Origin of the sequence: Arthrobacter sp. FW306-04-A, assembly GCF_044358315.1 — a bacterium.
Taxonomy (GTDB): domain Bacteria; phylum Actinomycetota; class Actinomycetes; order Actinomycetales; family Micrococcaceae; genus Arthrobacter.
This window is the reverse complement of the sequence record NZ_CP084559.1, coordinates 1,410,594-1,431,838: the sequence shown is the minus strand read 5'-3', so window position 1 is coordinate 1,431,838 and position 21,245 is coordinate 1,410,594. Positions and strand designations below refer to the sequence as shown.

Genomic DNA, 21,245 nt, shown 5'->3' with positions numbered 1-21,245 from the left:
AGTTACTGGCGAGTAACTTACCTCAATGCCAGCCCTCCGCACAAGCAACCGTCCCGCCAAGCAACGCCTCCGCGAAGCAGGCGGGAGACCGCTTCCCGGGCAATATCGCACCGCAGCCCCCCAGTTCCCGCTCGCCCTGGACAGCTCCCGTTAACCTCCATGCCCCCGGCTGTTGGAAGTTTGCACGGGGCGCTCCCAGCCCGCTTCATTAGCTTGGTTATGACATCGTTTCCCCAAACTAAGGACGATTTTCAAATGCCTGTCACACCGAACAAGCTCAAGCGCACTTCGATGGCACTGGTGGGCGCGGCTGTTGCTGCCTCCACGATTGCGTCCGTGGCAATGCCCGCCTCCGCTGCGGATGAGGGTGAAAGTCACGCCGCGCCGGGCGGATACACCGTGAAGTCCTTTTCCCCGGTCGGCAACGAGTCCGCTCCGGACGACATCACACGGATGGGCGACTCCGTGTACGTCTCGTTCCAGAACGGCGTTGGCCCTTTGGGTGAGCCGTCCGATACCGGGATCACGGCCAGCACCGTGCAGCAGTTCAGCCTCGACGGCAAGCCGGGAAAATCCTGGCAAATCACCGGCAAGGTTGATGGGCTGACGGCCGACCCGGAACACCACCGTTTGCTCCTCACAACCAACGAGGACGGCAATTCCAGCTTCTCCACCCTCAACCCGGACCAGGCGAAACCGCTGGCCACGTACGCGTATTCGGGCCTCACCCACGGCGGTGGAACCGACGCGGTATCTGTCGTCAACGGGAAGATTCTCGTCAGCGCCTCGGCCCCTGCAGACACTTCGGGTCCCGCCGCCTATTCCGTGGCGCTGGAAGGCACCACGGCCAAGCTGACGCCCCTTTTCAGCGACAATGCCACGGCGAAGGCGGCGAACGGCCCCCAAGCCGGAAAAGAAGCCACGCTGGCCCTCACGGACCCGGACTCCAACACCCTGGTTCCGGCTTCTGCTCCGCGATTCAAGGACTCCTTCATGCTTGATGCACAAGGTGACCAACAGCTGATCTTCGCCTCCAACCCGGGCAGTGGCAAGCAAACACTCCAGGTGCTGTCGGTTGCCCAGCCCCTGGATGACACCGTGTTCGCGGCCCACTCCAACCAAACCCTGTTGGTCACCGATCCGAAGGACAACAAGGTGTTCTCCGTGACGGGTCCATTCAAGGCAGGCCAGGCGGTCTCCACAGTGGTACCCGATGCGGGCCCGGCGTACCTGGCAAACCTTGACCTGAGCACTGGCGCTCTCGCTCCTATCAAGGAACTGGCCGCCATTCACCCCAAAGGATTGATGTTCACCGGCGGCGCTGAGGACAACTCGAAGGACGGCAAGAGCGCCGGCGAGTAACCGTCACATCAAGGAGCCCCTGACCTGCGTTTCCGCAGCTCAGGGGCTCTTTTCGGGTAGGGCTACCCGGACTTGAACCAAGGACACAGCTGGCTCTTCCGCGGCGATCTAACAGCAGACACGACCGAGACTGGGATGACCACGATGCCAGAACGCAGCACCACGGAGGAAATTGCCGATGAACAATGGCTGACCTCGAAAGACATCTGCACCCAGTTACAGATTCCTGCGCAGACGTTCTACCAGTGGCGGTGAAGCATATCGGTCAGTAGATCCTCTATCAGAAAGTTGCCGAAATCTGGCGAACCCGGCAGACGCCGGCTGTCAGTTAAGGAGAAGGACCATGGAAACGCCTACCATCAAAACCCCTGCCGATGCCCTCATCTTTCATCAGGCGTTCGGGGCTATCTCGGCCGCGCCGATCCCGGTGCGACTTCTTCTCTCTGACAGAGCGACACGCCACTTTTCTGTCTACAAATGTTAACCCGAAAGAGCCTCGCGCCCGGAAACTCAGCGAATCCGGGCGCGAGGCCGACGTAACTCCGGGCTAGTTGGACGGGAAGTTGTACGAGGCTCCCGAGGCGTGGGCCGACTCGGGCCAGCGGGAGGTGACGACCTTGCCGCGGGTGTAGAAGGACACCCCCTCGGGACCGTAGATGTGCTTGTCCCCGAAGAGCGAGGCCTTCCAGCCCCCGAAGGAGTAGTAAGCAACAGGAACCGGCAAAGGCACATTGATGCCGATCATTCCGACGTCCACGGAACGCTGGAACTTGCGGGCGTTGGCTCCCGAGGAGGTGAAGATCGCGGTGCCGTTGCCATACGGATTGGCGTTGATCAGCTTGATGCCTTCGTCCAGGTCCTCCACCCGGACCACTACGAGGACGGGTCCGAAGATCTCCTCCCGGTAAGCGCTCATTTCAGTGTTCACGTGGTCGATCACGGTAGGACCAATCCAGAAGCCTTCTTCATGGCCAGGGACCACCAGGTCGCGGCCGTCGACGACCATCGCGGCGCCGGCCCGCTCTGCCTCGGTGACAGTCTTGACGATGAACGCACGGGATTCGGGGCTGATCACGGGACCCATGTCGGCGTCGGCTTCGGTGCCGTTCTTGACCTTCACGGCCAGGGCGCGCTCTTCGACTTTCTTGACCAGCAGATCGGCAGCATCGCCGACGGCGACCGCAACGGAGATTGCCATGCAGCGTTGTCCTGCGGAACCGAACGCGGCGGCGGCCAGGTGGTCGGCGGCGTTGTCCAGGTCGGCGTCGGGCATGATGATGGCGTGGTTCTTCGCGCCGCCCAGGGCCTGGACCCGCTTGCCGTGTGCGGTGGCCACTTCCAGGATGTGCTTTGCCACAGGGGTGGAACCGACAAAGGAAATCGCGTCCACGTCCGGGTGGGTCAGCAGGCCGGAGACGACTTCGCGGTCACCGTGCAGGACCTGGAACACGCCGTCGGGCAGGCCGGCGTCTTTCCAGAGCTTGGCCAGCAGCATCGCGGCCGATGGCACACGGTGGGAAGGTTTGAGGATGAACGCATTGCCGGCGGCAATCGCCATCGGCGCCATCCACAAGGGAACCATCACGGGGAAGTTGAACGGGGTGATCCCGGCAACGACGCCGACGGGCTCCCGGAAGGAGAACACATCGATCCCGGTGGAGACCTGATCCGAATACTCGCCCTTGAGCAACTGCGGAATACCACACGCGAACTCGATCACTTCCAGGCCACGGCCGATCTCGCCCTTCGCATCATTAAGGACCTTGCCGTGCTCGGCGGTGATCAGTGCGGCGAGCTCGTCAACGTGGGCGGCGACGAGTTCGCGGAATTTGAAAAGCACGGCGGTGCGCTTGGCCAGGGAAATGTCGCCCCAGGACGCAGCAGCTTTTTTTGCGGCAGCGACAGTGGTTTCGAGATCGGCCGGGTTAGCCAGCCGCAGCTCGGCCGTTACGGCACCCGTGGCCGGGTTGTAGACGGGCTTGGTGCCTGTTCCACTGCCGGCACTCTCGGCTCCGCTGATGAAATGGTTGATGATGGTCATTACTGCTCCTGTAGTAGGTGGTGCTCCACGGCATGTACGTCCTTGACATCGCGCGGCAATCCGGTGGCGAGTGATTCCTGGAGCGCCAGACGGACGGCCAGGTTCTGTTCGGTCAATTCCCTGTGGACGAGTTCAGGCCCGGAGTTGCGCACCCACGCGCTGAACCGTTCGATTTCGGTCTTGAACGGGTCTTCCCCGATGTCGACAGACTCGGCTCGTCCGTCGCGGAAGGACACGGTAACGCGGGCAATTTCGCCGGGGTCCGGGTCGAAGGCCTTATCCAGGGTGATATGGCCTTTCGTACCGATGATCTGGAACGTATTGATGCGCGGGCCTTCGAAGCCGCAGTCCAGCGTCCCCAAGACGTCCCCATAGTCCAGGATCGCGGCCATAGTGGTTTCCACCGGGTCCGTGCGGCTGGCGCCTTTGCCGTAGACGGTTTGCGGCGCACGGCCCATGACCATGTTCATGATGTCGACGGCGTAGCATCCGACGTCGTTGAGCGCACCTCCGTCCATTCCCGGCTGGAGGCGGACCTCGCCTTCGCTTCGGTCCATGACGAAGTGGAAGCGGGCGTGCATGGACACCAACTCGCCGATCTTGCCCGAGTCGATGAACTCACGGACCTTCTGGTGCTGGGGGTGGAAGCGGTACATGAACGCTTCCATAAGGTTCACCCCGTTGCGTTCGCAGGCCTCCAGGACCCGGCGATAGTCATGGGTGTTGGCGACGAGGGGCTTCTCGCAAAGGATGTCTTTCCCCGCCTCGGCGGCAGCCACGATCCAGTCGGCGTGCAGCGAGTTAGGGAACGGCAGGTAGACGGCTTCGATGCTTGGATCGGCCAGCAATTCCTCGTGGGACGAATAGGCGGCCGGAATGCCGAAGCGCTCTGCAACTTCGGCTGCCTTTCCGTTCGGACTGCTGATGGCCGACGCCACGGCGTTCCGAGCCCTGCTCATGGCTGGCAGGAACCGACCTTGGGCGATCCGTGCCGTGGTCAGCACTCCCCAGCGGACCGCGCTCATCGGTTGATTTCCGTTTCCAGTTGACGCAGGAAGGCCACGGACTGACGGACATCGTGGACCGGACCGTCGTCGGTGGGTTCGGCTTCGAGGATGGTGTCCTGCTCCATGGTGAACCAGCCCTCGTAGCCGACGTCCAGCAGGTTGCGGACGATTCCGGCGATGCCGACGTCGCCTTGCCCCAGGGGCACGTACATGCCTGCCTTGACGCCGTCCGTGTAGGAAATTTCCCCGGCCTGGACACGCTGCGCCACGGCGGTTCGCACGTCCTTCAGGTGGGTGTGGCCGATCCGCGAGGCGTAGTCGCGAACCAGAAGGGCGGGGTCGGTCCCGCCGATGAGCAGGTGGCCCGTGTCCAGGCACAGGTTTGCGGCGGTGTCGTTCAGGACACGGTTCACGTCCGAGGTGCTTTCGATCATGGTTCCCACGTGCGGGTGGACCACCGCCTGGATGCCTTTGTCCGCCGCGGCCTTGACCACCGCGTCGAGGTTCTTGCCGAACAGCTCCCAGCCTTCGGCGTCGAGCTCGTGGCGCTGATCGTAACCTGCAACGCCGGTCTCCGCGGCGAGGACCATGATGCTGGCCCCGGCAGCTTCGTAGGCATCCAGCTCAGCCGCCACAACATCCAAGGGGTTCTTGGACGGATCGTGCAGGATGACGGGGAAGAAGCCGCCGATCGCCTGGAGGTTGTGCCGCTTCAGCACCTCCGCGCGCTGGGCAGCCTCTTCGGGGAGGAACCCCGCGGGGCCGAACTCGGTAGCGCTGATGCCCAGCGCCGTCATTTCCGACAGGACTCGGTCCGCCTCGAGTTGGTGGCCCCATCCGGGGACTTCACAGACGCCCCAGGAAATGGGGGCTGCGGCAATGCGCTTGGTGATGGTGCTCAATCTGATCCTCCGTATACGTTCTGGTCCCAGTCGATGACCGAGCCGGTGACGACTCCGCTCCTGTCGGAGAGGAGAAAGACAATGAATTCGGCGATCTCGTCCACTTGTCCGAGTTTTCCCATGGGAACGGATGCGTTGGCTTTCTCCAGCCAGTCCTCCCCTGCGCCGTGGAATTTCTTTTGGGTTTCGGCTTCGCCGTCCGTGGCGGTCCAGCCGATGTCGAGCCCGTTGATCCGGATTTTTTCCCAACGGTGCGCATGTGCCGCGTTGCGGGTTGCCCCGGCCAGGCCGGCCTTGGCCGCCACATACGGCGCCAAGTACGGCTGCCCGCCGAGTTCGGCGATGGAGATGACGTTCACGATGCTTCCTGGCACACCCCTGCTACGAAGATGCTTGATGGTCTCCGCCATGATGAAGAACGGTGACTTCAGGTTCACGGCGATGTGCGCATCGAAAAGCTCCGGCGTGGTGTCCAGCATGGTGCCGCGGGTGGTCAGGCCTGCCGCATTGACCGCGCAGTCGAGCTGCCCGAAGATGTTGACCGTCTCGAGCACCGAGTTCCGGGCCTGTTCGACGTCGGCGAGGTCGGTCTTGATGAACCGGGTCTCGACGCCGGAGGCTGTGATCTCGGAGGCGAGCTTTTCGCCTGAGTCCGCGTTCCGGCCCGTGACAGCGATCCCGGCCGCACCTTCGGCAGCTGCGCGGCGTGCGACTCCGGCCCCCAAACCTTGGGTACCTCCGCTGATGAGGATCACTTTGTCTTGGAGAAGCGGCATGGTTACGGCTGCCCGATCTTGACTGAATTTTCGATCCTGACGGCGCGGCCTGAACGGGCGGACTCTTCGGCCGCGTTGGCCAAAGCGAGTGCTTGCAGACCGTCGTCGAATCCCGGACTGCAGGCAGTGCCTGAGCGGATGGCCTTGGCGAAGCTGTCCAGCTCGTTCCGGTAGGCCTCGGCGTAACGTTCCAGGAAGAACGGCAAGTAGGCGTCCGCCTCTTCGGTGCCGTTAGCACCGTACTTGCGCACCGTCGTCGGGCCGACGTTGCCTGCGCTGAGCATCCCCTCGCTGCCGAACGCCTCCAGGCGCTGGTCGTGGCCGAACGCGCTGTGGCGGGAGTTGGTGATGGTGACGAGTTCGCCGTCGCGGCCCTTGAGGGTGATGACCACCGAGTCGAAGTCCCCGGCTTCCTCGATGTAGTCGCAGAACAGGTTGGCGCCGGTGGCCGAAACTTCGATGATGTCGGGGACGAAGAACCGGGCCATGTCCAGGTCGTGGATGCTCTGGTCCCGGAAGATCCCACCGGAGGTGGCAATGTAGGCCGCGGGCGCGGGTGCGGGATCGCGGCTGATGATTGTCAGCTGTTCGAGGCGTCCGATTTCACCCGCCGCGACCCGCGACCGGATGGCCGCGAAATGGGGATCGAAGCGTCGGTTGAACCCGAGCATGAGGGGCGTGTTGTTGCCCTTGATCACGTCGCGGCAGGCGAGCACACGCTCGATGTCGAGGTCGATTGGCTTCTCGCACAGGGCCGCCACGCGTTGCGCCATGGCGCGCGAGATCAGGTCCACGTGCGTGCTGGTGGGCGAGCCGATCACGACGGCGTCAAGGTCGTTGTTCGCGAAAACCTCGTCGGCTGACTCAACAGCCACCGCGCCGGTCCCAGCCGCCAACTTGCGGGCTCCGTCGATGAAGGGGTCGGCGATCCATGCCAGTTCCAGGTCCGGGTGATCGGCGATATTCCGGGCATGGACCTGCCCGATGCGGCCGGAACCGAACAGCGCTACTTTGAGGGGTCGATCAGTGGACATGTGGAGGGTCCTTTCTTGGGGGGCTGCCCGGGGAAGACCGGGGGCTTGCGTTGGTTCTTGTGGGTTCACGGGGACTTGCTCAACTGCACGGGCTGTCATGGCGCCGCCACCGCCGCGGGCGTGCGCCCGGCGAGGAAGTCAACTGCTCCTTGGGCGGCGTCCCTGACCGTGTGCGCCATGCCTTGACGGGTGAAGCCCATCAAGTGCGGAGTCAGGACCACGTTTTCATGGTCGAACAACGGGTGGTGCGCAGGCGGCTCGGGATCGTACACATCCAGGCCTAGCCCGGAAAGGTGTCCTGACAGCAGTGCCTCGTGGGCGGCGTCGAGGTCGATGAGCCCACCGCGGCTGCAGTTGATGAGGATCGCTCCGGGCTTCATGGCCTTGAGCCGGTCCGCGTTGATGAGGTTCTGGTTCTCCGGTGTCAGGGGCGCGTGAAGGGTGATGAAGTCGCTACCCGCGAGGAGTTCCTCCACCGTGTCGCAACGGATCTCCGCGGGAATCTCGGCGAAAGGATCGTAAGCCAGCACCTTTAGCTCGAAGGCATCGGCGATGCGCGCCACGCGGCGGCCAATACGGCCGTAGCCGATGATGCCGAGCGTGAATCCCTCCAGGTCTCCGACGCCGACGGCGGCCCGCTGTTCCCAGCGTCCCTCACGGACCAGCGCGGTCAGCGAAGAGAGCTTCTTGACGAGCGCCAGCAGGTGGGCGAACACTCCTTCGGCTACAGAGGCCGTGTTGCTTCCAGGCGTGATCACCACGGGGATTCCCCGTCGGTTGGCTTCAGCGACGTCCACGAGGTCGGTTCCGACGCCCGTCCGGGCGATCACTTTGAGGGCCGGCATGCGGTCCAACAGTTCCCGGTCCACACGGTACGCGGCCCTGACAATTGCCGCATCGGCCTTGGCCAGGTCCTCGTCGCTGGGGTCCTGGATGAGTCGCTGGTGTTCAGACAGGAGCGGTTCCACCAAGTCGGGTTCCACGCTGCCGAGAGCGACAAAGATTTGGGGTGTGGTTATCGAAGCCATCGTCATCCTTGAAGATGTGGAGGTATGGGGCTGCGCCGGAAACGGCGTGGCTGGTAGGTCTAGAGACGGGGTGTTGCTAGATGCGTTTCTAAAGGCCTGTGTTCTAAAGGCTTGTGTTCTAAAGGCCGAGGAGGCTGGATTTCCGCACGACCAACTGGGGCGTGACTGTATGGTGGACGAACCCGCTGCCCTCACCATGGATGCGTTCCAGGAGGGTTTTTGCGCCAGTGACTCCGATGGCGGAGCTATTCGGGTCAACCGTGGTCAGTCCCAGGCGCGGCATGGCACCAAGCGCGATGTTGTCGTAGCCCGTGATGGCAACTTCCACGCCACGTTCATCGGCAGCCGTCATGGCCCCGAAGGCGGCGAGGTCGTTGATGCAGGCCAGCGCTGTGGGACGCTGGTGCTTGGAACGGGAGCTCAGGGCCCTTTGAGCGGCAACATAGCCGGACTCCTGGAAGAAGTCGGCGTCCACCACATGGATGTGGCGGGCCAGTCCGTGCTCTTCCATTGCCGCCGAATACCCGTCCACGCGTTCCCGGCCAACCGAGCCACCCAGGCCGCCTAGGTGCACGATGTTCTCGTGTCCTTGGGCGATCAAGTGCTCAACAACCATGGACATGCCGTGGGCGTCATCGCTTCGCACAATATCGGCAGTATCGATGTAGTCCGGTCCGCCGCCGGCAAAGACCACAGCCCCGCCGGAGACGGCGCGGCTGAACGGGTGCTGGTCGGGCACGGTTCCGACGACGAGCAGTCCCGCGACACGCAAGTCCCGGAAGGCCTGCAGGATCGACTGGTCCACTCCCCTGCCGGCCGCCGTGACCGCACTGAAGAGGACCGTATGTCCAGCCTCTTCAAGTACGGTCCGTGCGGCATCGGCTACGTCGAAGGCCCACGGGTTGTGCATATCGCTGACCAGCACACCGATGGTTCCGCTGTCCCGCGTTGCCAGGGACCGGGCCGCGAGGTTCAACTCGAAGCCCATCTCCTCAACAACCTTGAGCACCCGCTGACGGCGTTCCTCACTGACGCGCGGTGAGTCGCGCAGCACGAGTGAGACCAGGGACTTGGAAACGCCGGCACGTTCTGCCACGTCCATGATCGTTGGCCGCCGGGCGGATGGAGGTGCCATGGTTACGCTCGCGCTGCCGTGGTGCCGTGGATTTCCTCGATCTTCTGCCATTGACCGGACAGCGAGGATGCTTCCGCGGCGCCGACAATGGCGGCGGCTGAAGCGGCATCGTGGATGTTGGAGTTTTCCTGCACTCCTCCGGTGACGGCGACGAGGAACTTCTTGGCTTCGATGACCTTGAGGTCGTCAAAGCCCATGCTGTTGCCGGGCCCAGGCTGGAAGTGGGAGTAATCCCCATGGCGGGGGCTGGCGTTGACCGTAGTGTAGCCCTGCTCATCGTTGTTGCGGCCCAGGCAGACCTTGAGCTCGTTCATGCGCTCGAAGTCCCATTTGAGCGAGCCTTCGGTTCCATAGACCTCGATCTGGTAACCGCACTCGGGCCCAACGGCAACCCGGGAGGATTCAATGGTGCCGACGGCGCCTGCCCCGCGGGCGGACGGGCCGAAGCGGACCAGCGCTGCAGCGTAGTCCTCATTCTCGACCTCTCCCATTTCACCGTTTTCGATCACCGCGAAGTGCGTCCCTGATCCCATCGCCAGCTTGGGGCGCTCAGTGTAGACCGTACTTGTGAGCGCGGTAACTTCTGCGATGGGCCCAACTACATATTGGCACAGGTCCGTTGCGTGGCTGAACAGGTCCGCCAGCACGCCGGTGCCGGCGAGTTTCCGGTCAAAGCGCCAGGACAAGGCGCCGTTGGGTTCGGATGCATATCCGGAGAAGAACACGGCACGGACGTTAGTGATGCGGCCGAGGCGCCCTTCCGCAATGAGCTTCCTGGCATGCTCTACCGCCGGGGCGTGGCGGTAGTTGTATCCGATGGAGGTTACGACGCCGGCCTCCACGGCGGCTTCCCGCACGGCAGCGGTTTCCTCATAGCCGCGTCCGACGGGCTTTTCGATCCAGAAGTGTTTACCAGCTTTGGCCGCCGCTATGCCGATTTCAGCATGGAGGAAGTTGGGGGCGCAGATGGAAACGACATCCACATCCGGGTGGTTCAGGACATCGTGGTAGTCAGTGGTGCCTTCCGCGAAGCCAAGGACGTCGCGGGCGTAGTCCACCCGGTCCGGCGCCGTGTCTGCTGCGATGACGAGCTTGGTGGTCAAACCAAGCTCAGGGTAGGCGTACGGGACCGTCTGGTAGGCGCGCGAGTGGAGCTTTCCCATCCATCCGACGCTGATGAGGCCTACACCGACGGTGCGGGATTCTGAGCTCACGTTCATGCCTTTCTCGTTGAAAATCTTGTCAGTTGCGTGCGGTGTCAAAGGCGTCACGGAAGGCCGCCGCCATGATGGTGGAGTCTGATCCGATGGCCACAAACCGGAAGCCCTGCCGGACATACTTGGCCGCGGCCATGCCGTCCACCGCGAGGATGCCGGCCGCTTTGTTGTGCTGTTGGGCTGCCGCGACTACTCGCTGCAGCGCCTCTTGGAAAGCACTGCTGTCCAGTTGCAGCGGCACGCCCAGAGCGTAGGACAGGTCCATCGGTCCAACGAAGAGGACATCCACCCCGTCCTGGGCCGCTATTTCATCCACATGTACCAGGGCATCAAGGGTCTCGATCTGGATGATTCCCACGGCTGACTGCTGATCTGCGCTCAACGGCGCCCTGTCCATGCCCCAGCGGCAGGAGCGGTTGTACGTGGCAACCCCGCGGTCGCCGTAGGGCGGGTAGAGCATGTGCGTCACCGCTTGGCTGGCTTCCTCGACACTGTTCACGCGGGGAACCATGATGCCTGCCGCGCCTTGGTCCAGGACCCGTCCAATGCGGATCCGCTCGCCGCTCTCCACGCGCACGATGGTCGGGACACCGTAAGCTCCGGCCGCAAGGACCCCGTCACGGACGGCATCTTCACCGCCGGAGCCGTGCTCAAGATCGACCAGCACCCAGTCCGCGCCGGCAGCAGCGCACACTTCCACCGCGGTGGCGGAAGCCATGCCGACGAACGTTCCCAGGGTCACCTCTCCGGCGGCCAAGCGGCGCCGCAGCTGGCCGCCGTCGAGCGGTCCGCTGTCGTGGTTTCCGCCGCTCACCGCTGAGCCGCTCATCCGAACCACCGCTGGCGGCCGCGTGCTTGGTCGTAATCTGCGCGGAGGGTGCGGACCCATTCCTGACCGGACACTTCTGCGGGAGCTACGTCCCACCAGACGTCTCCGCCGGGCAGGTCCACATGGGGAACGGTTGGCACCACGATCACGACCGGTCCTTCGGTGTCTCGCGTGGAGGCCAGTGCTTCCCGGACCTCTGCCGCGGTGGTTGCCCGGATGGCAAGGGCGCCCAGTCCTTCAGCGATCTGCCGGAGGTCCACCTTGAGGTAGTCGCCATCCAGCCGCGCCCTGGGGGCGTCTCCTGCAGCGACGCTGCCTCCAGTGGTGCGGTACCGGAACTCGTTTCCGAATTCCTTGCCACTGCGGTTCATCTGCAGGCGGTGGATGACCTGGTAGCCGTGGTTCTCGGAGACGACAACCGTGACGTTGAGGCCTTCCTGGGCCGCGGTGAGGATTTCGGTGGGTGCCATGAGGAACGTGCCGTCGCCGATGAAGGTGATCACGCGGTTGTCGTTGTTGCCCTCGGCCAAGCGGACGCCCATGCCGGCTGCGATTTCGTAGCCCATGCAGGAGAAGCCGAATTCCAGGTGGCAGTTGCGGTTGCCCGTGGCGTCCCACACTTTTTGCAGGTCACCGGGAGGTCCTCCGGCCGCAGCGATGATGGTGTCGCCCGAGCGGGCGTGTTCCTGCATCAGTCCGATCAGCTGCGGCTGGGTCAGGACGGCTCCGGTGACTGGAGCGTCCGGGTGGTCCTCCGGGCGGTAGGGAGTGTCGGCGTCGAGCCACTGGGACCGGATGGGAGCCCATTTTGCCTTCTCGGAATGGACGGTTTCCTGCCAGTTTTCGGCGGTGTTGTGGCCCTCCAGGGCGCGGGCGAGTGCTTCCAGGCCAAGGCGCGCATCCGCCAGGATCCCCGTGGCGCCTTGCTTGCGGGTATCGGCGTCCACGATGTTCAAGGACGCGAACCGTACGTCCGGGTTTTCGAAGATGGACTGGGAGCCGGTGGCGAAGTCGGTGAGGCGCGTGCCGACGCTGAGGACCAGGTCGGCTTGCTTGACCAGGGTGTTGGACGCGAAGTTGCCTTCCAGCCCCACACCACCCACTTGCCACCATTCGTCCTTGGTCACGGCCCCCTTGCCGCCGAACGTCTCGACGACGGGAATTCCGGCCTGTCCTGCCAGTGCCTCAAGGGCCGCGTGTGCGTCGGAGTAGTGGACTCCGCCACCGGCGATAATCACCGGACGCTCAGCCGAGCGGATAAGCCGGGCGACGTCGTCGACCTCTTCCAGGTCCGGCAGCGGCCGCCGGATCTTCCAGTCGCGCGGCTCGAAGAATTCAGCCGGGAAGTCGTAGGCGTGGGACTGCACGTCTTGGGGAAGCGAAAGGACCACGGCGCCGGTGTCCGTGGGGCTCGTGAGCACGCGCATGGCCTGCGGAAGCGCGGTCAGGAGCTGCTCCGGGCGGTTGATCCTGTCGAAGAAGCGCGATACCGGGCGGAACGCGTCGTTGACCGTGGCATCAGCCTCGGTGGGGTGTTCCAGCTGCTGCAGGACCGGGCCCTGGTGCCGGGTGGCGTAGGTGTCACCGGGCAAGAGCAGGAGCGGGATCCTGTTTACCGTTGCCAGGCCGGCAGCGGTGACCAGGTTGAGCGCACCGGGGCCAATGGAGGCCGTGACGGCGAGGACTGCCTGGCGGCGGCTCGCCTTGGCATACGCGGTGGAGATGTGGGCCAGGTACTGCTCGTGGCGGCCTTGGATGAACGGCATATCGTCGGCCATTTCGTCCAAGGCCTGTCCCAGGCCGGCCACGTTGCCGTGGCCGAAGATCCCGAGGGCAGCGGGGACCAGGCGGCGGCGGACGCCGTCGGCCAGCGAATACTGTGCGGAGAGGTACTTGATGACCGCTTGGGCAGTGGTGAGCCTGATGGTCTGCGATGGTGTGGTCATTGCCTTATTCCAGTTGTCGTGGTTACCAGGGGCGCCCGTGCAGGACGACCGTTTTCTCTTCGGTCATTTCCTGGACAGCAGAGCGGACGCCTTCCTTGCCGATGCCGCTGCCTTTCAAGCCGCCATAGGGCATGAGGTCCGCCCGCCACAGCGGCGACCAGTTGATGTGGATGTTGCCGGCGTCGATCTGCCGCATGGCCTGCACGGCCCCGGCGACGTCGCTCGTGAAGATGCCAGCGCCCAACCCGTACTCGTTGTCGTTGGCCATGGCGATGGCGCTCTCCATGTCCTGCGCGGAAGAGACCGCGACGGCGGGTCCGAACAGTTCGCTCCGGCTCAGCGGCGACCGTGGATCGACGCCGGCGACGACGGCGGGAGTCACCACGGCGCCGTCGCGATCACCGCCGGTGAGAACACGGGCACCGGAATGGCGGGCCTCGAGGATCGACGTGTGGACGCGTGCGGCTTCCTCCACGGAAATCAGCGAGCCAAGCCTCGTGCCTTCTTCCTTGGGGTTGCCCACGGTGATCGCTTCGACCTTCGGGACCAGCGCGTCCAGGAAGTCTTTCTCGACGCGGCGGTCAACGATGACCCGCTGCACCGAAATGCACACCTGGCCAGCATTGACGTAGCCGCCAGCCGCCACCGCGGTGGAGGCGAGTTCGAGGTCCGCGTCCGGCAGGATGATCACCGGGCACGAAGCGCCCAACTCAAGGGAGAGCTTCTTCACGCCTGCGATCGAGCTGATATGCGTTCCGATGCTGGTGGAACCTGTGAAGGACACCTTGCGGACCCGCGGATCCGTCACGAGCACGTCGCCGAGGGAACTGCCGGGTCCCGTGATCACGGACAGCGCCTCAGGCGGCAGGCCGGCGTCGACGAAGCACTGCGCCAGCTTCAGCGCCGTCAGAGGAGTTGCGCGGGCCGGTTTAAGTACGACGGCGTTACCGGCTGCCAGTGCGGGTGCAATTTTGTGAAGCACCAGCAGGGCAGGGTAGTTGAACGGCGTGATGGCGACGACGATGCCCACCGGCTGCCGCAGGGTGAATCCGATCTTGTCCAAACCTGTCCCGGCGTTTGCGTCCAAAGGAAGCGTGGAGCCGTACAGCTGGCTCCCTTCGTAAGCGGCGAGGCGGATGATGTTCCCGGAGCGGCTGGCCTCACCCCGTGCTTCGGTGATGGGCTTCCCGGTTTCGGCGCTGATGGTCTGGGCAATGTCCTCGGCACGTTCATCCGCCAGGGCGGCTGCGCGCAAGAGGATATCGACGCGCGCGTGGGCCGGTGTTGTCCTTTGCAGGTGGGCGCCGATCTCGGCGCGGTCAAGTGCGGCTTGGGCGTCCTGGACTGTCGCTACGGGGACTGTGTCGATCGTCCGGCCGTCGAAGGGCGAGCGGACTTCCTCGGTCCTTCCGTCGGCAGCGCCGCGCCAGTTTCCGGCTATTAGCATTTCCATGGTTGCTCCATCAGGTTGTAAACGTTCGCGCTTAGTGGCGCTTGGTGTTGCTTTCGTATGCTGCGTCGGTGACCTCGGCGACTTCGGCTTGGACTTCCTTGAGGGCTTCGGTGTGTCCGCCGAGTTGTTCGAGCTCGTGGGCGAGTTCGGCCAGTTCCGCGCCACCTGCCATCTGCGCGGTGAGTTCGTCCAGGGTGATGTCCTTCTTGTCGTAGTAGCCGATCGACTTGCCGCGCTTGAGCAGCAGGAACCGGTCACCCACGGGGAAGGCATGGTGCGGGTTGTGCGTGATGAAGATGACGCCCAGGCCCCGGTCGCGGGCCTGCAGGATGTAGCGGAGCACGACGCCGGACTGCTTGACACCCAGCGCGGCCGTCGGTTCGTCCAGGATCAGGACCTTCGCCCCGAAATACACGGCCCTCGCGATCGCCACACACTGGCGTTCACCGCCGGAGAGCTGGCCGATGGGCTGTTCCACATCGCGCAGGTCGATGCCCATCGCGGCCAGTTCCTTGAGCGTGATGTCCTTCATTTTCTGGACATCCATGCTCTTGAACGGCCCCCAGCCCGTGGTCAGTTCCGAGCCGAGGAAGAAGTTCCGCCAGATCGGCATCAGCGGGACGACCGCCAGGTCCTGGTAGACCGTGGCGATGCCGGCGTCCAGGGCATCGCGGGGGGAATTGAACTTCCGCACATCGCCCATGATGTGCAGCACGCCTTCGTCGTGCTGGTGGAGTCCGGCGATGATCTTGATCAGGGTGGACTTGCCGGCACCGTTGTCGCCCAGGACGCAGGTGACGCGGCCGTTGTCCACGGCCATGGTCACATCGCGCAGGGCGATGATGTTGCCGTAGTGCTTGCCGACACCGTCCAGGGAGAGCAGGTGCACGGGGGTGTGGGTGAGCGGATCCTTTTCATCCTTGAGCAGGGTCTGCTGGTCGATCTGTTTGGCATTCATTGGTCCGCCCCTTTACTTGAGCTCTGCGCGGCGTTTGACGATGAGGTTCACGATGGTGGCCAGCAGCAGCATCAGGCCCAGGAAGAACTTGAACCAGTCCGGGTTCCACTGCGCGTACACGATGCCCTTGTTGGCCATGCCGAAGATGAACGCACCGATCGCACCGCCCACGGCCGAACCGTAACCACCCGTCAGCAGGCAGCCGCCGATGACCGCGGCGATGATGTAGAGGAACTCGTTGCCCACGCCTTCACCGGACTGCACGGTGTTGAAGGCGAAGAGGTTGTGCATGCCCAGGACCCAGCCGCAGAAGCCGACCGCCATGAACAGGCCGATCTTGGTCTTGGTCACCGGAACACCCACGGCGCGGGCAGCGTTCGCGTCACCGCCTGAGGCGAAGATCCAGTTGCCCACCTTGGTGCGGAGCAAGACCCACGACGCGACCGCAACCAGGATGATCCAGATGAATACCGTGATCTGGACCTCCACTCCGGCGACGGTGACGGAGGAAGCGAAAATGGTGTGGGCCGCTTCGAAGCCGTCAATGCCGGAAATGGACGGGGTGGCTACCGCTCCGCCAATCAGGCGGGTGAGGCCAAGGTTCAGGCCTGCGAGCATCAGGAAGGTTGCGAGGGTAACGATGAAGCTCGGCAGTTTGGTCTTCACCAGGATCCAGCCGTTGATGAAACCGATCCCCAAAGAAACGACGAGGGCGAAGGCGATTCCGATCCAGATGTTCACGCTGAAATACCAGCTGAACATCGAGGCCGAGAGGGCAGAGGTGATGACCGCGACGCCCGTGGAAAGGTCAAACTCGCCGCCGATCATCAGCAGGGCGACTCCTACGGCCATGATCCCGATCGTGGAGCTGCCATAGAGGACGGTCGCCAGGGAGTTGGGCTGCAGGAAGACGGGGGCGATGGCGGAAAAGAAGACGAAGAGGACGACGGCCCCCACGAGGGCCCCGAGCTCCGGCCGCACCAGCATTTTCTGGAGGCGGTTCCGGGCGCTGACGCGCTCATCGGAAGGGGCGGTTAGGACAGCATTGGCCATGATTACTAAACTCCTTTGGCGTGGGATGCCGGGCTGGTAGAGGGCCCGGCATCCCGACGGTTTTCTCGCGGGTTAGCGGATGCCGGCCTGGGCGAACTTGGAGACGTCGGAAGCGTTGGACTTATCCACCACAGCCGGTCCGGTGTAGACCTGTTGGCCGCCGCCGACCTTGAAGCCACCGACCTTGCTGAGCCAGATGGCATCGACTGATCCATATCCCTGCAGGTAGGGCTGCTGGTCCACCGTGAATTCCACGCTTCCATCCACGATCGCCTTGGCGAGATCGCCGTTCAGGTCAAAGGATGCGACTTTGACTTTGCTTCCGGAATCCTTGACGGATTTCACGATGGTCAGCGTGAACGGGGCGCCTAGACCGACGATGGCGTCGGCATCCGGGGTCGACTGCAGCTTCGCGGTGACCGTGGAAGCAACGGACGTCATGTCAGCGCCGTTGACGTAAACAACCTCCGAACCGGGGACATTCTCCTTGATGCCGGCGCAACGGTTCTCAAGCCCAACGTGGCCCTGCTCCTGGATCACGCAGATCGGGTGTTTGATGCCCTCGGAGGCCAGGCGCTTCCCCACCGTGACGCCGGCGAGTTTGTCGCTCTGCCCGAAGTGGGCCATGACTCCCATTGCTTTGTACTGGTCCTCGCCCGCGTTGAGGCTCACGACCGGAATTCCGGCAGCGAGAGCCTTCTGGACGACATCCTTCAGGGCGTCCGGCTTAGCGAGAGTGACGGCGATGCCGTCGACCTTCTGGTCGATCGCCTGCTGCACGAGCTGCGCCTGACGGCCGGCATCCCCGTCTCCGCTGTAGAGAAGATCAACATTGTCCTTCTTCGCTGCGGTTTCAGCTCCCTTGCGGACAATGTCCCAGAACGTGTCCCCTGCTGCAGCGTGGGTGATCAGCGCGATCTTGAGGCGCGGTGTGTCGACTACAGCCCCGCCGGCGGCAGCGTTGGCGGTGTCGGCTGGCTTGCCGCCGCCTGAGCATGCCGCCAGTGCCAGAAGCGGTACTACGGCCAGCGCCACTGCGCTCCGCCGCCAATTGAACTTTGCCACGTGAAATCTCCTTTGATGTCGCGTATTTCGACCGTCGCCCGCGTCTTCTGTGCCTTCGAAGGCAGGCTGGGTGGCCGGAACCATCTAGCTGTGAACGGATGTGATCCATTTTGCGATGTGATCCAGCTCGCTTTGTGGAACGCTCCAACGCTAAATCAAGGCTTGACCAATTGTCAATGGAGCGTTCCAATTGAATAGTCGACGGGTGTTCGCACCCACCTGCCTTAACTATCCGCGCACCGCCGCGAGGAGAACGATGATGTACTCAAGGACCCCCGAACTAATCGCGACCTGCTGGACCAGCGCAGGAGACATCGCGCCTCTGAGCCGCCCCGAGACCAGCCCAGTCCCCATCGGCGAGCGCTTGGACGCCATCGCCTCTACCGGATGGGCGGGGTTCGGATTGGCGTACGACGACCTCGTCGCCGCGAAGGACACCATCGGATTCTCCGGCCTTAGGAAACTCATCGACCAAGCTGGCTTCCGCCACGTTGAAGTCGAGCTACTGAACAACTGGTGGGACGAATCCCGCTCCCACGAATGGAAGCCGCAGTTCGAGCTGCTGCTCGATGCCGCCGAAACGCTGGGGGCGCGCTTCATCAAGATCGGAACGGCGTTCAGCGAACCCCTGGATGACCTTGATTTCCTGGTGGAGCCGCTGAGGCGCCTGACAACGGAGGCCTCAAAAGGAGGAACCCGCATCGCCCTCGAGCCCATGCCGTTTTCGATGGTCGGCTCAATGCCGGCGGCTGCCGAGCTCATGCGATCTGTTGGTATGGCGGAATGTGGCCTGGTTGTTGATTACTGGCATGTCTTCCGGGCTGGAACGAGCTTGGTTGAGCTGTCCAACAGCCTCACCGCCGACCAGATTTTCGGGGTGGAACTCAATGACGCGGACGCGGAAATCAAGGGAACACTCTTCGAAGACACTCGCGACAATCGCCGTCTTTGCGGAGAGGGGGACCAGGATGTCACCGGGTTTATCAAAACGCTCCAGGCAATCGGCTTCAACGGACCGTGGGGCGTGGAAATCCTATCCCAAGAACATCGCGCACGCCCCGTCCTGGAAGCACTGGAATCCGCCCGCTCGACGGCGTTGTCATGCTTTCCGGCTTGACACGCCTTTCGGGCGCTTCGGTTACGGTCGGAGCTGGCACAGTTGCATCGGGCGTCGCCACCAGGGCCGGTGCCAAGCGGATGCACCTTCAACACGACTGGGTAGCACTGCTCGGCGAAGTGATCCAAGTCCGGCTGGATGACAGGACAGTCCGCACCGGCCGCGTCGACGGGGTCACCCGGGACGGAGCCATCCTCTGGATCGAGAGACACGGGGCCGAGTCCCGCACGATGTTCGAGCGCTGCGAAGGGTTCACCGCCTGGATCCAGTACCGGTGGGAAGCCGGTCCGAGCCCGATATAGCTGCCCCGGAGAGTCAAGCGAAAAGTTGAACACTTCCTCGGCTGAGGGCGGCGGGCTGCCCTCTTCTCGGCCGCTGTGACTCCGGAGGCGTCGTGGCATCTTTGAATGTTGTTATAGCCGCCAACGAAACTCCGCAGACTCCTGCTTCCCTCAGCCCGGGGATCAGGGTGCCTGCACTCCCCTTGCAGAGCATGACCGCGCCATGCCCGGAGGCGAAGACATGACTTCAGACACTCGGATCACCAAGCTCGGTCTGATTCGGTGGGCGGAATTTGGGGACGCTGATCGCGCACTCAACACGCGCCGTCGTTACAGGGACATCCTGGACAACTACGTTTCTCCCGGCGTCGGAGGCCTGCAGATTCGCGAAGCAACACCACCAGGACCACCCCAAGAGCCCCAATTCCCGTAAAAGGTACTTCCTGCCGTCTTTCGTCGTGGAAATGCTCCTGAGACGGCAAATCTTGGTTTCCCATGGGTTACCACGCACACCTTCCGGTGGATGGCTACCTCAGAACGCAAAAACGAAGGAGCCCCTGATCCGCGTTTCCGCAGGTCAGGGGCTCCTTTCGGGTAGGGCTACTCGGACTTGAACCGAGGACTCGGGATTGTGATTTGCCGTTTTTCAACAGTATTCGGTGGATGCCAAAAATGCCTACATTCCGGGGCGGAACAGCCCAAACGGGCACCGCGCGTGCTCATCATTTTTCGTTACTCGCCATAGTTTCCGGTGGGTAACGGTGGGCGAATCGCCCCGCCTAGCGGGGCGTGTCGCGGGATTCTGGCTAGCCTTTTTGACCGGCCCAAATCTTCCGCAAACGAGTTTGCCCCGTCATGCCGCCGACCTCTTCCGATCCCATGAAGAGGAATACAGCTGGCGCTTCCGCCGGCGATCAAACCGCGAAGACGACGGAGACACTGATGAGAACAACGCCAGAAGCCAGCCGAAGCACGGTGGAAGGTGCCGGACAACAATGGCTGACCCCGAAAGACATCTGCACGCAATTACAGATTCCAGAGCAGACGTTCTACCAGTGGCGCGTGAAGCATATCGGCCCCAAATGTTCGTCACCCCCGGCCTTTACCGGGATGCGGACAAGACTGAGATGGCCCTGACAAATCGCTCGGATTGCGACCAACTCGCCGCTAGGAACGACTTACCAAAACAGGCATTGGTGAGTCCGAAGACCTCGACCAAGCAGGAGGTGGCCCAAGACGAATGAGTGAAACCGCACGATTTGACCGGATATTCGATCAATGTCAACAACGCAGAAGTAAGGTCACTGCCGTCACCCTTGGCGAGCGGGAAGTGAAGGCATCGAGGTGGGTTAGCTGAAAAGACCGGTGCAGGGCTGGCGGTACCGGCTCAGGAGCTCGGCGGCGTCCTCGGGAAGGTCAGCTGGGGCGTGTGCCTGTCCGTTCTTCCACCAGTAGTGAGCGTGCTTGGTGATCTCATCCCATTGTCTGGCTTCCGTCCTGTAGTACGTACAGGTCACGTCGCCGTCGCTGTAGCTGGCGACACCAAACAGATTGCCGGCGCCGTCTGCGGTACGGATGGCTGCGACGATGACAAAGGGCCACTGGCCCAGGTTCCACCCATCGGCCCCCCAGTTTGGGATGGCGGCCCATCCGTGTTCCCTGATCAGTTCCATCCAGCCGTATCCGTCGTTCATGTGATAATCGCCGAGGACCACGGCTGCGGGGATCACCTCGCCGGTGTCCTTGGTGGTGACGGGGCCGATCCTGACAGCGTTCATGACTGTGTGTCCAAAACTCCGGCAGCCGTCTTGCTGCCCGTGAGCGCGGTGAAAAAGGACATGAGACCCTCCATGGGTTCGGTCTGTCGAGGTTCCGGACAACATGGCCGCCCCCGGCGGCCCACACAGCGGTAATCGATGCACCACCCGGAAAGGTCACGGGCCGGGGAACGTTTCTCGAAATTTTTTCCGATCTGCCCCAAAGACTCGCCATCCCGAAGGAGGTTGAGCCGCGCGCCCAGGGATGGCATGGCATAACCCTC

At 63.3% G+C, this 21,245-nt stretch carries 19 protein-coding genes; 4 read left to right on the top strand and 15 right to left on the bottom strand.

Translation table 11 applies throughout. The features are described 5' to 3' along the window. Positions 1-255: 255 nt before the first annotated feature. Entirely contained in the window at positions 256-1,362 is a 1,107-nt protein-coding gene (locus LFT43_RS06525; protein ID WP_395801712.1) for a hypothetical protein, read from the top strand. Positions 1,363-1,909: 547 nt separating this feature from the next. Here LFT43_RS06525 and LFT43_RS06520 read toward each other — a convergent pair. The 14 genes from LFT43_RS06520 to LFT43_RS06455 form a co-directional block, all read right to left on the bottom strand. After that, positions 1,910-3,403: a CoA-acylating methylmalonate-semialdehyde dehydrogenase gene (locus LFT43_RS06520; RefSeq protein WP_395801711.1), complete on the bottom strand. Its 1,494-nt coding sequence runs from the start codon at positions 3,401-3,403 to the stop codon at positions 1,910-1,912. Next, positions 3,403-4,428, bottom strand: coding sequence for a Gfo/Idh/MocA family protein (locus tag LFT43_RS06515; protein ID WP_395801710.1), 1,026 nt, complete (start codon positions 4,426-4,428; stop codon positions 3,403-3,405). Before LFT43_RS06515 ends, LFT43_RS06520 begins: the two co-directional genes overlap by 1 nt. After that, entirely contained in the window at positions 4,425-5,312 is an 888-nt protein-coding gene (locus LFT43_RS06510) for a sugar phosphate isomerase/epimerase family protein (protein WP_395801709.1), read from the bottom strand. Before LFT43_RS06510 ends, LFT43_RS06515 begins: the two co-directional genes overlap by 4 nt. Next, on the bottom strand, positions 5,309-6,088 hold the full coding sequence (locus LFT43_RS06505) for an SDR family oxidoreductase (RefSeq protein WP_395801708.1): 780 nt from the start codon (positions 6,086-6,088) through the stop codon (positions 5,309-5,311). Before LFT43_RS06505 ends, LFT43_RS06510 begins: the two co-directional genes overlap by 4 nt. A 2-nt stretch (positions 6,089-6,090) precedes the next feature. Further along, positions 6,091-7,122 (bottom strand): inositol 2-dehydrogenase, encoded by a 1,032-nt coding sequence (gene iolG / locus LFT43_RS06500; RefSeq protein WP_395801707.1) that lies wholly within the window; start codon positions 7,120-7,122, stop codon positions 6,091-6,093. Positions 7,123-7,217: 95 nt separating this feature from the next. Continuing rightward, the gene (locus LFT43_RS06495; protein ID WP_395801706.1) at positions 7,218-8,150 is read right to left on the bottom strand and encodes a hydroxyacid dehydrogenase; all 933 of its coding nucleotides are present in this window, start codon (positions 8,148-8,150) and stop codon (positions 7,218-7,220) included. A gap of 118 nt (positions 8,151-8,268) precedes the next feature. Next, positions 8,269-9,252: a LacI family DNA-binding transcriptional regulator gene (locus LFT43_RS06490; protein ID WP_395801705.1), complete on the bottom strand. Its 984-nt coding sequence runs from the start codon at positions 9,250-9,252 to the stop codon at positions 8,269-8,271. Positions 9,253-9,287: 35 nt separating this feature from the next. Further along, complete coding sequence (locus LFT43_RS06485; RefSeq protein WP_395801704.1) at positions 9,288-10,499, bottom strand: Gfo/Idh/MocA family protein; 1,212 nt, start codon at positions 10,497-10,499, stop codon at positions 9,288-9,290. Between the two features lie 28 nt (positions 10,500-10,527). Next, positions 10,528-11,331: an HpcH/HpaI aldolase/citrate lyase family protein gene (locus LFT43_RS06480; protein WP_395801703.1), complete on the bottom strand. Its 804-nt coding sequence runs from the start codon at positions 11,329-11,331 to the stop codon at positions 10,528-10,530. After that, a complete protein-coding gene (gene iolD, locus LFT43_RS06475; protein ID WP_395801702.1) occupies positions 11,328-13,277 on the bottom strand; it encodes a 3D-(3,5/4)-trihydroxycyclohexane-1,2-dione acylhydrolase (decyclizing) in 1,950 nt (649 codons plus the stop codon). Before iolD ends, LFT43_RS06480 begins: the two co-directional genes overlap by 4 nt. 22 nt (positions 13,278-13,299) lie before the next feature. Next, entirely contained in the window at positions 13,300-14,730 is a 1,431-nt protein-coding gene (locus LFT43_RS06470; protein ID WP_395801701.1) for an aldehyde dehydrogenase family protein, read from the bottom strand. Between the two features lie 31 nt (positions 14,731-14,761). After that, positions 14,762-15,688, bottom strand: a complete 927-nt coding sequence (locus LFT43_RS06465) for an ATP-binding cassette domain-containing protein (protein ID WP_395801700.1) — start codon at positions 15,686-15,688, stop codon at positions 14,762-14,764. Positions 15,689-15,700: 12 nt separating this feature from the next. Then, a complete protein-coding gene (locus LFT43_RS06460; protein ID WP_395801699.1) occupies positions 15,701-16,741 on the bottom strand; it encodes an ABC transporter permease in 1,041 nt (346 codons plus the stop codon). Positions 16,742-16,813: 72 nt separating this feature from the next. Beyond that, positions 16,814-17,806: a substrate-binding domain-containing protein gene (locus LFT43_RS06455; RefSeq protein WP_395801698.1), complete on the bottom strand. Its 993-nt coding sequence runs from the start codon at positions 17,804-17,806 to the stop codon at positions 16,814-16,816. Between the two features lie 256 nt (positions 17,807-18,062). Here LFT43_RS06455 and LFT43_RS06450 point away from each other — a divergent pair, with 256 nt between their 5' ends. From LFT43_RS06450 to LFT43_RS06440, 3 genes are all read left to right on the top strand, one after another. After that, the gene (locus LFT43_RS06450; protein ID WP_395801697.1) at positions 18,063-18,923 is read left to right on the top strand and encodes a sugar phosphate isomerase/epimerase family protein; all 861 of its coding nucleotides are present in this window, start codon (positions 18,063-18,065) and stop codon (positions 18,921-18,923) included. Beyond that, a complete protein-coding gene (locus tag LFT43_RS06445) occupies positions 18,920-19,225 on the top strand; it encodes a hypothetical protein (protein WP_395801696.1) in 306 nt (101 codons plus the stop codon). The genes LFT43_RS06450 and LFT43_RS06445 overlap by 4 nt, the downstream gene beginning before the upstream one ends. A gap of 220 nt (positions 19,226-19,445) precedes the next feature. Then, the gene (locus LFT43_RS06440) at positions 19,446-19,637 is read left to right on the top strand and encodes a hypothetical protein (RefSeq protein ID WP_395801695.1); all 192 of its coding nucleotides are present in this window, start codon (positions 19,446-19,448) and stop codon (positions 19,635-19,637) included. A 916-nt stretch (positions 19,638-20,553) separates the two neighbouring features. Here the strand turns inward: LFT43_RS06440 and LFT43_RS06435 are convergent. Next, positions 20,554-20,982 carry a hypothetical protein gene (locus tag LFT43_RS06435; RefSeq protein ID WP_395801694.1) on the bottom strand — a complete coding sequence of 143 codons (429 nt, stop codon included), beginning with the start codon at positions 20,980-20,982 and terminating at the stop codon, positions 20,554-20,556. Between the last annotated feature and the right edge of the window lie 263 nt (positions 20,983-21,245).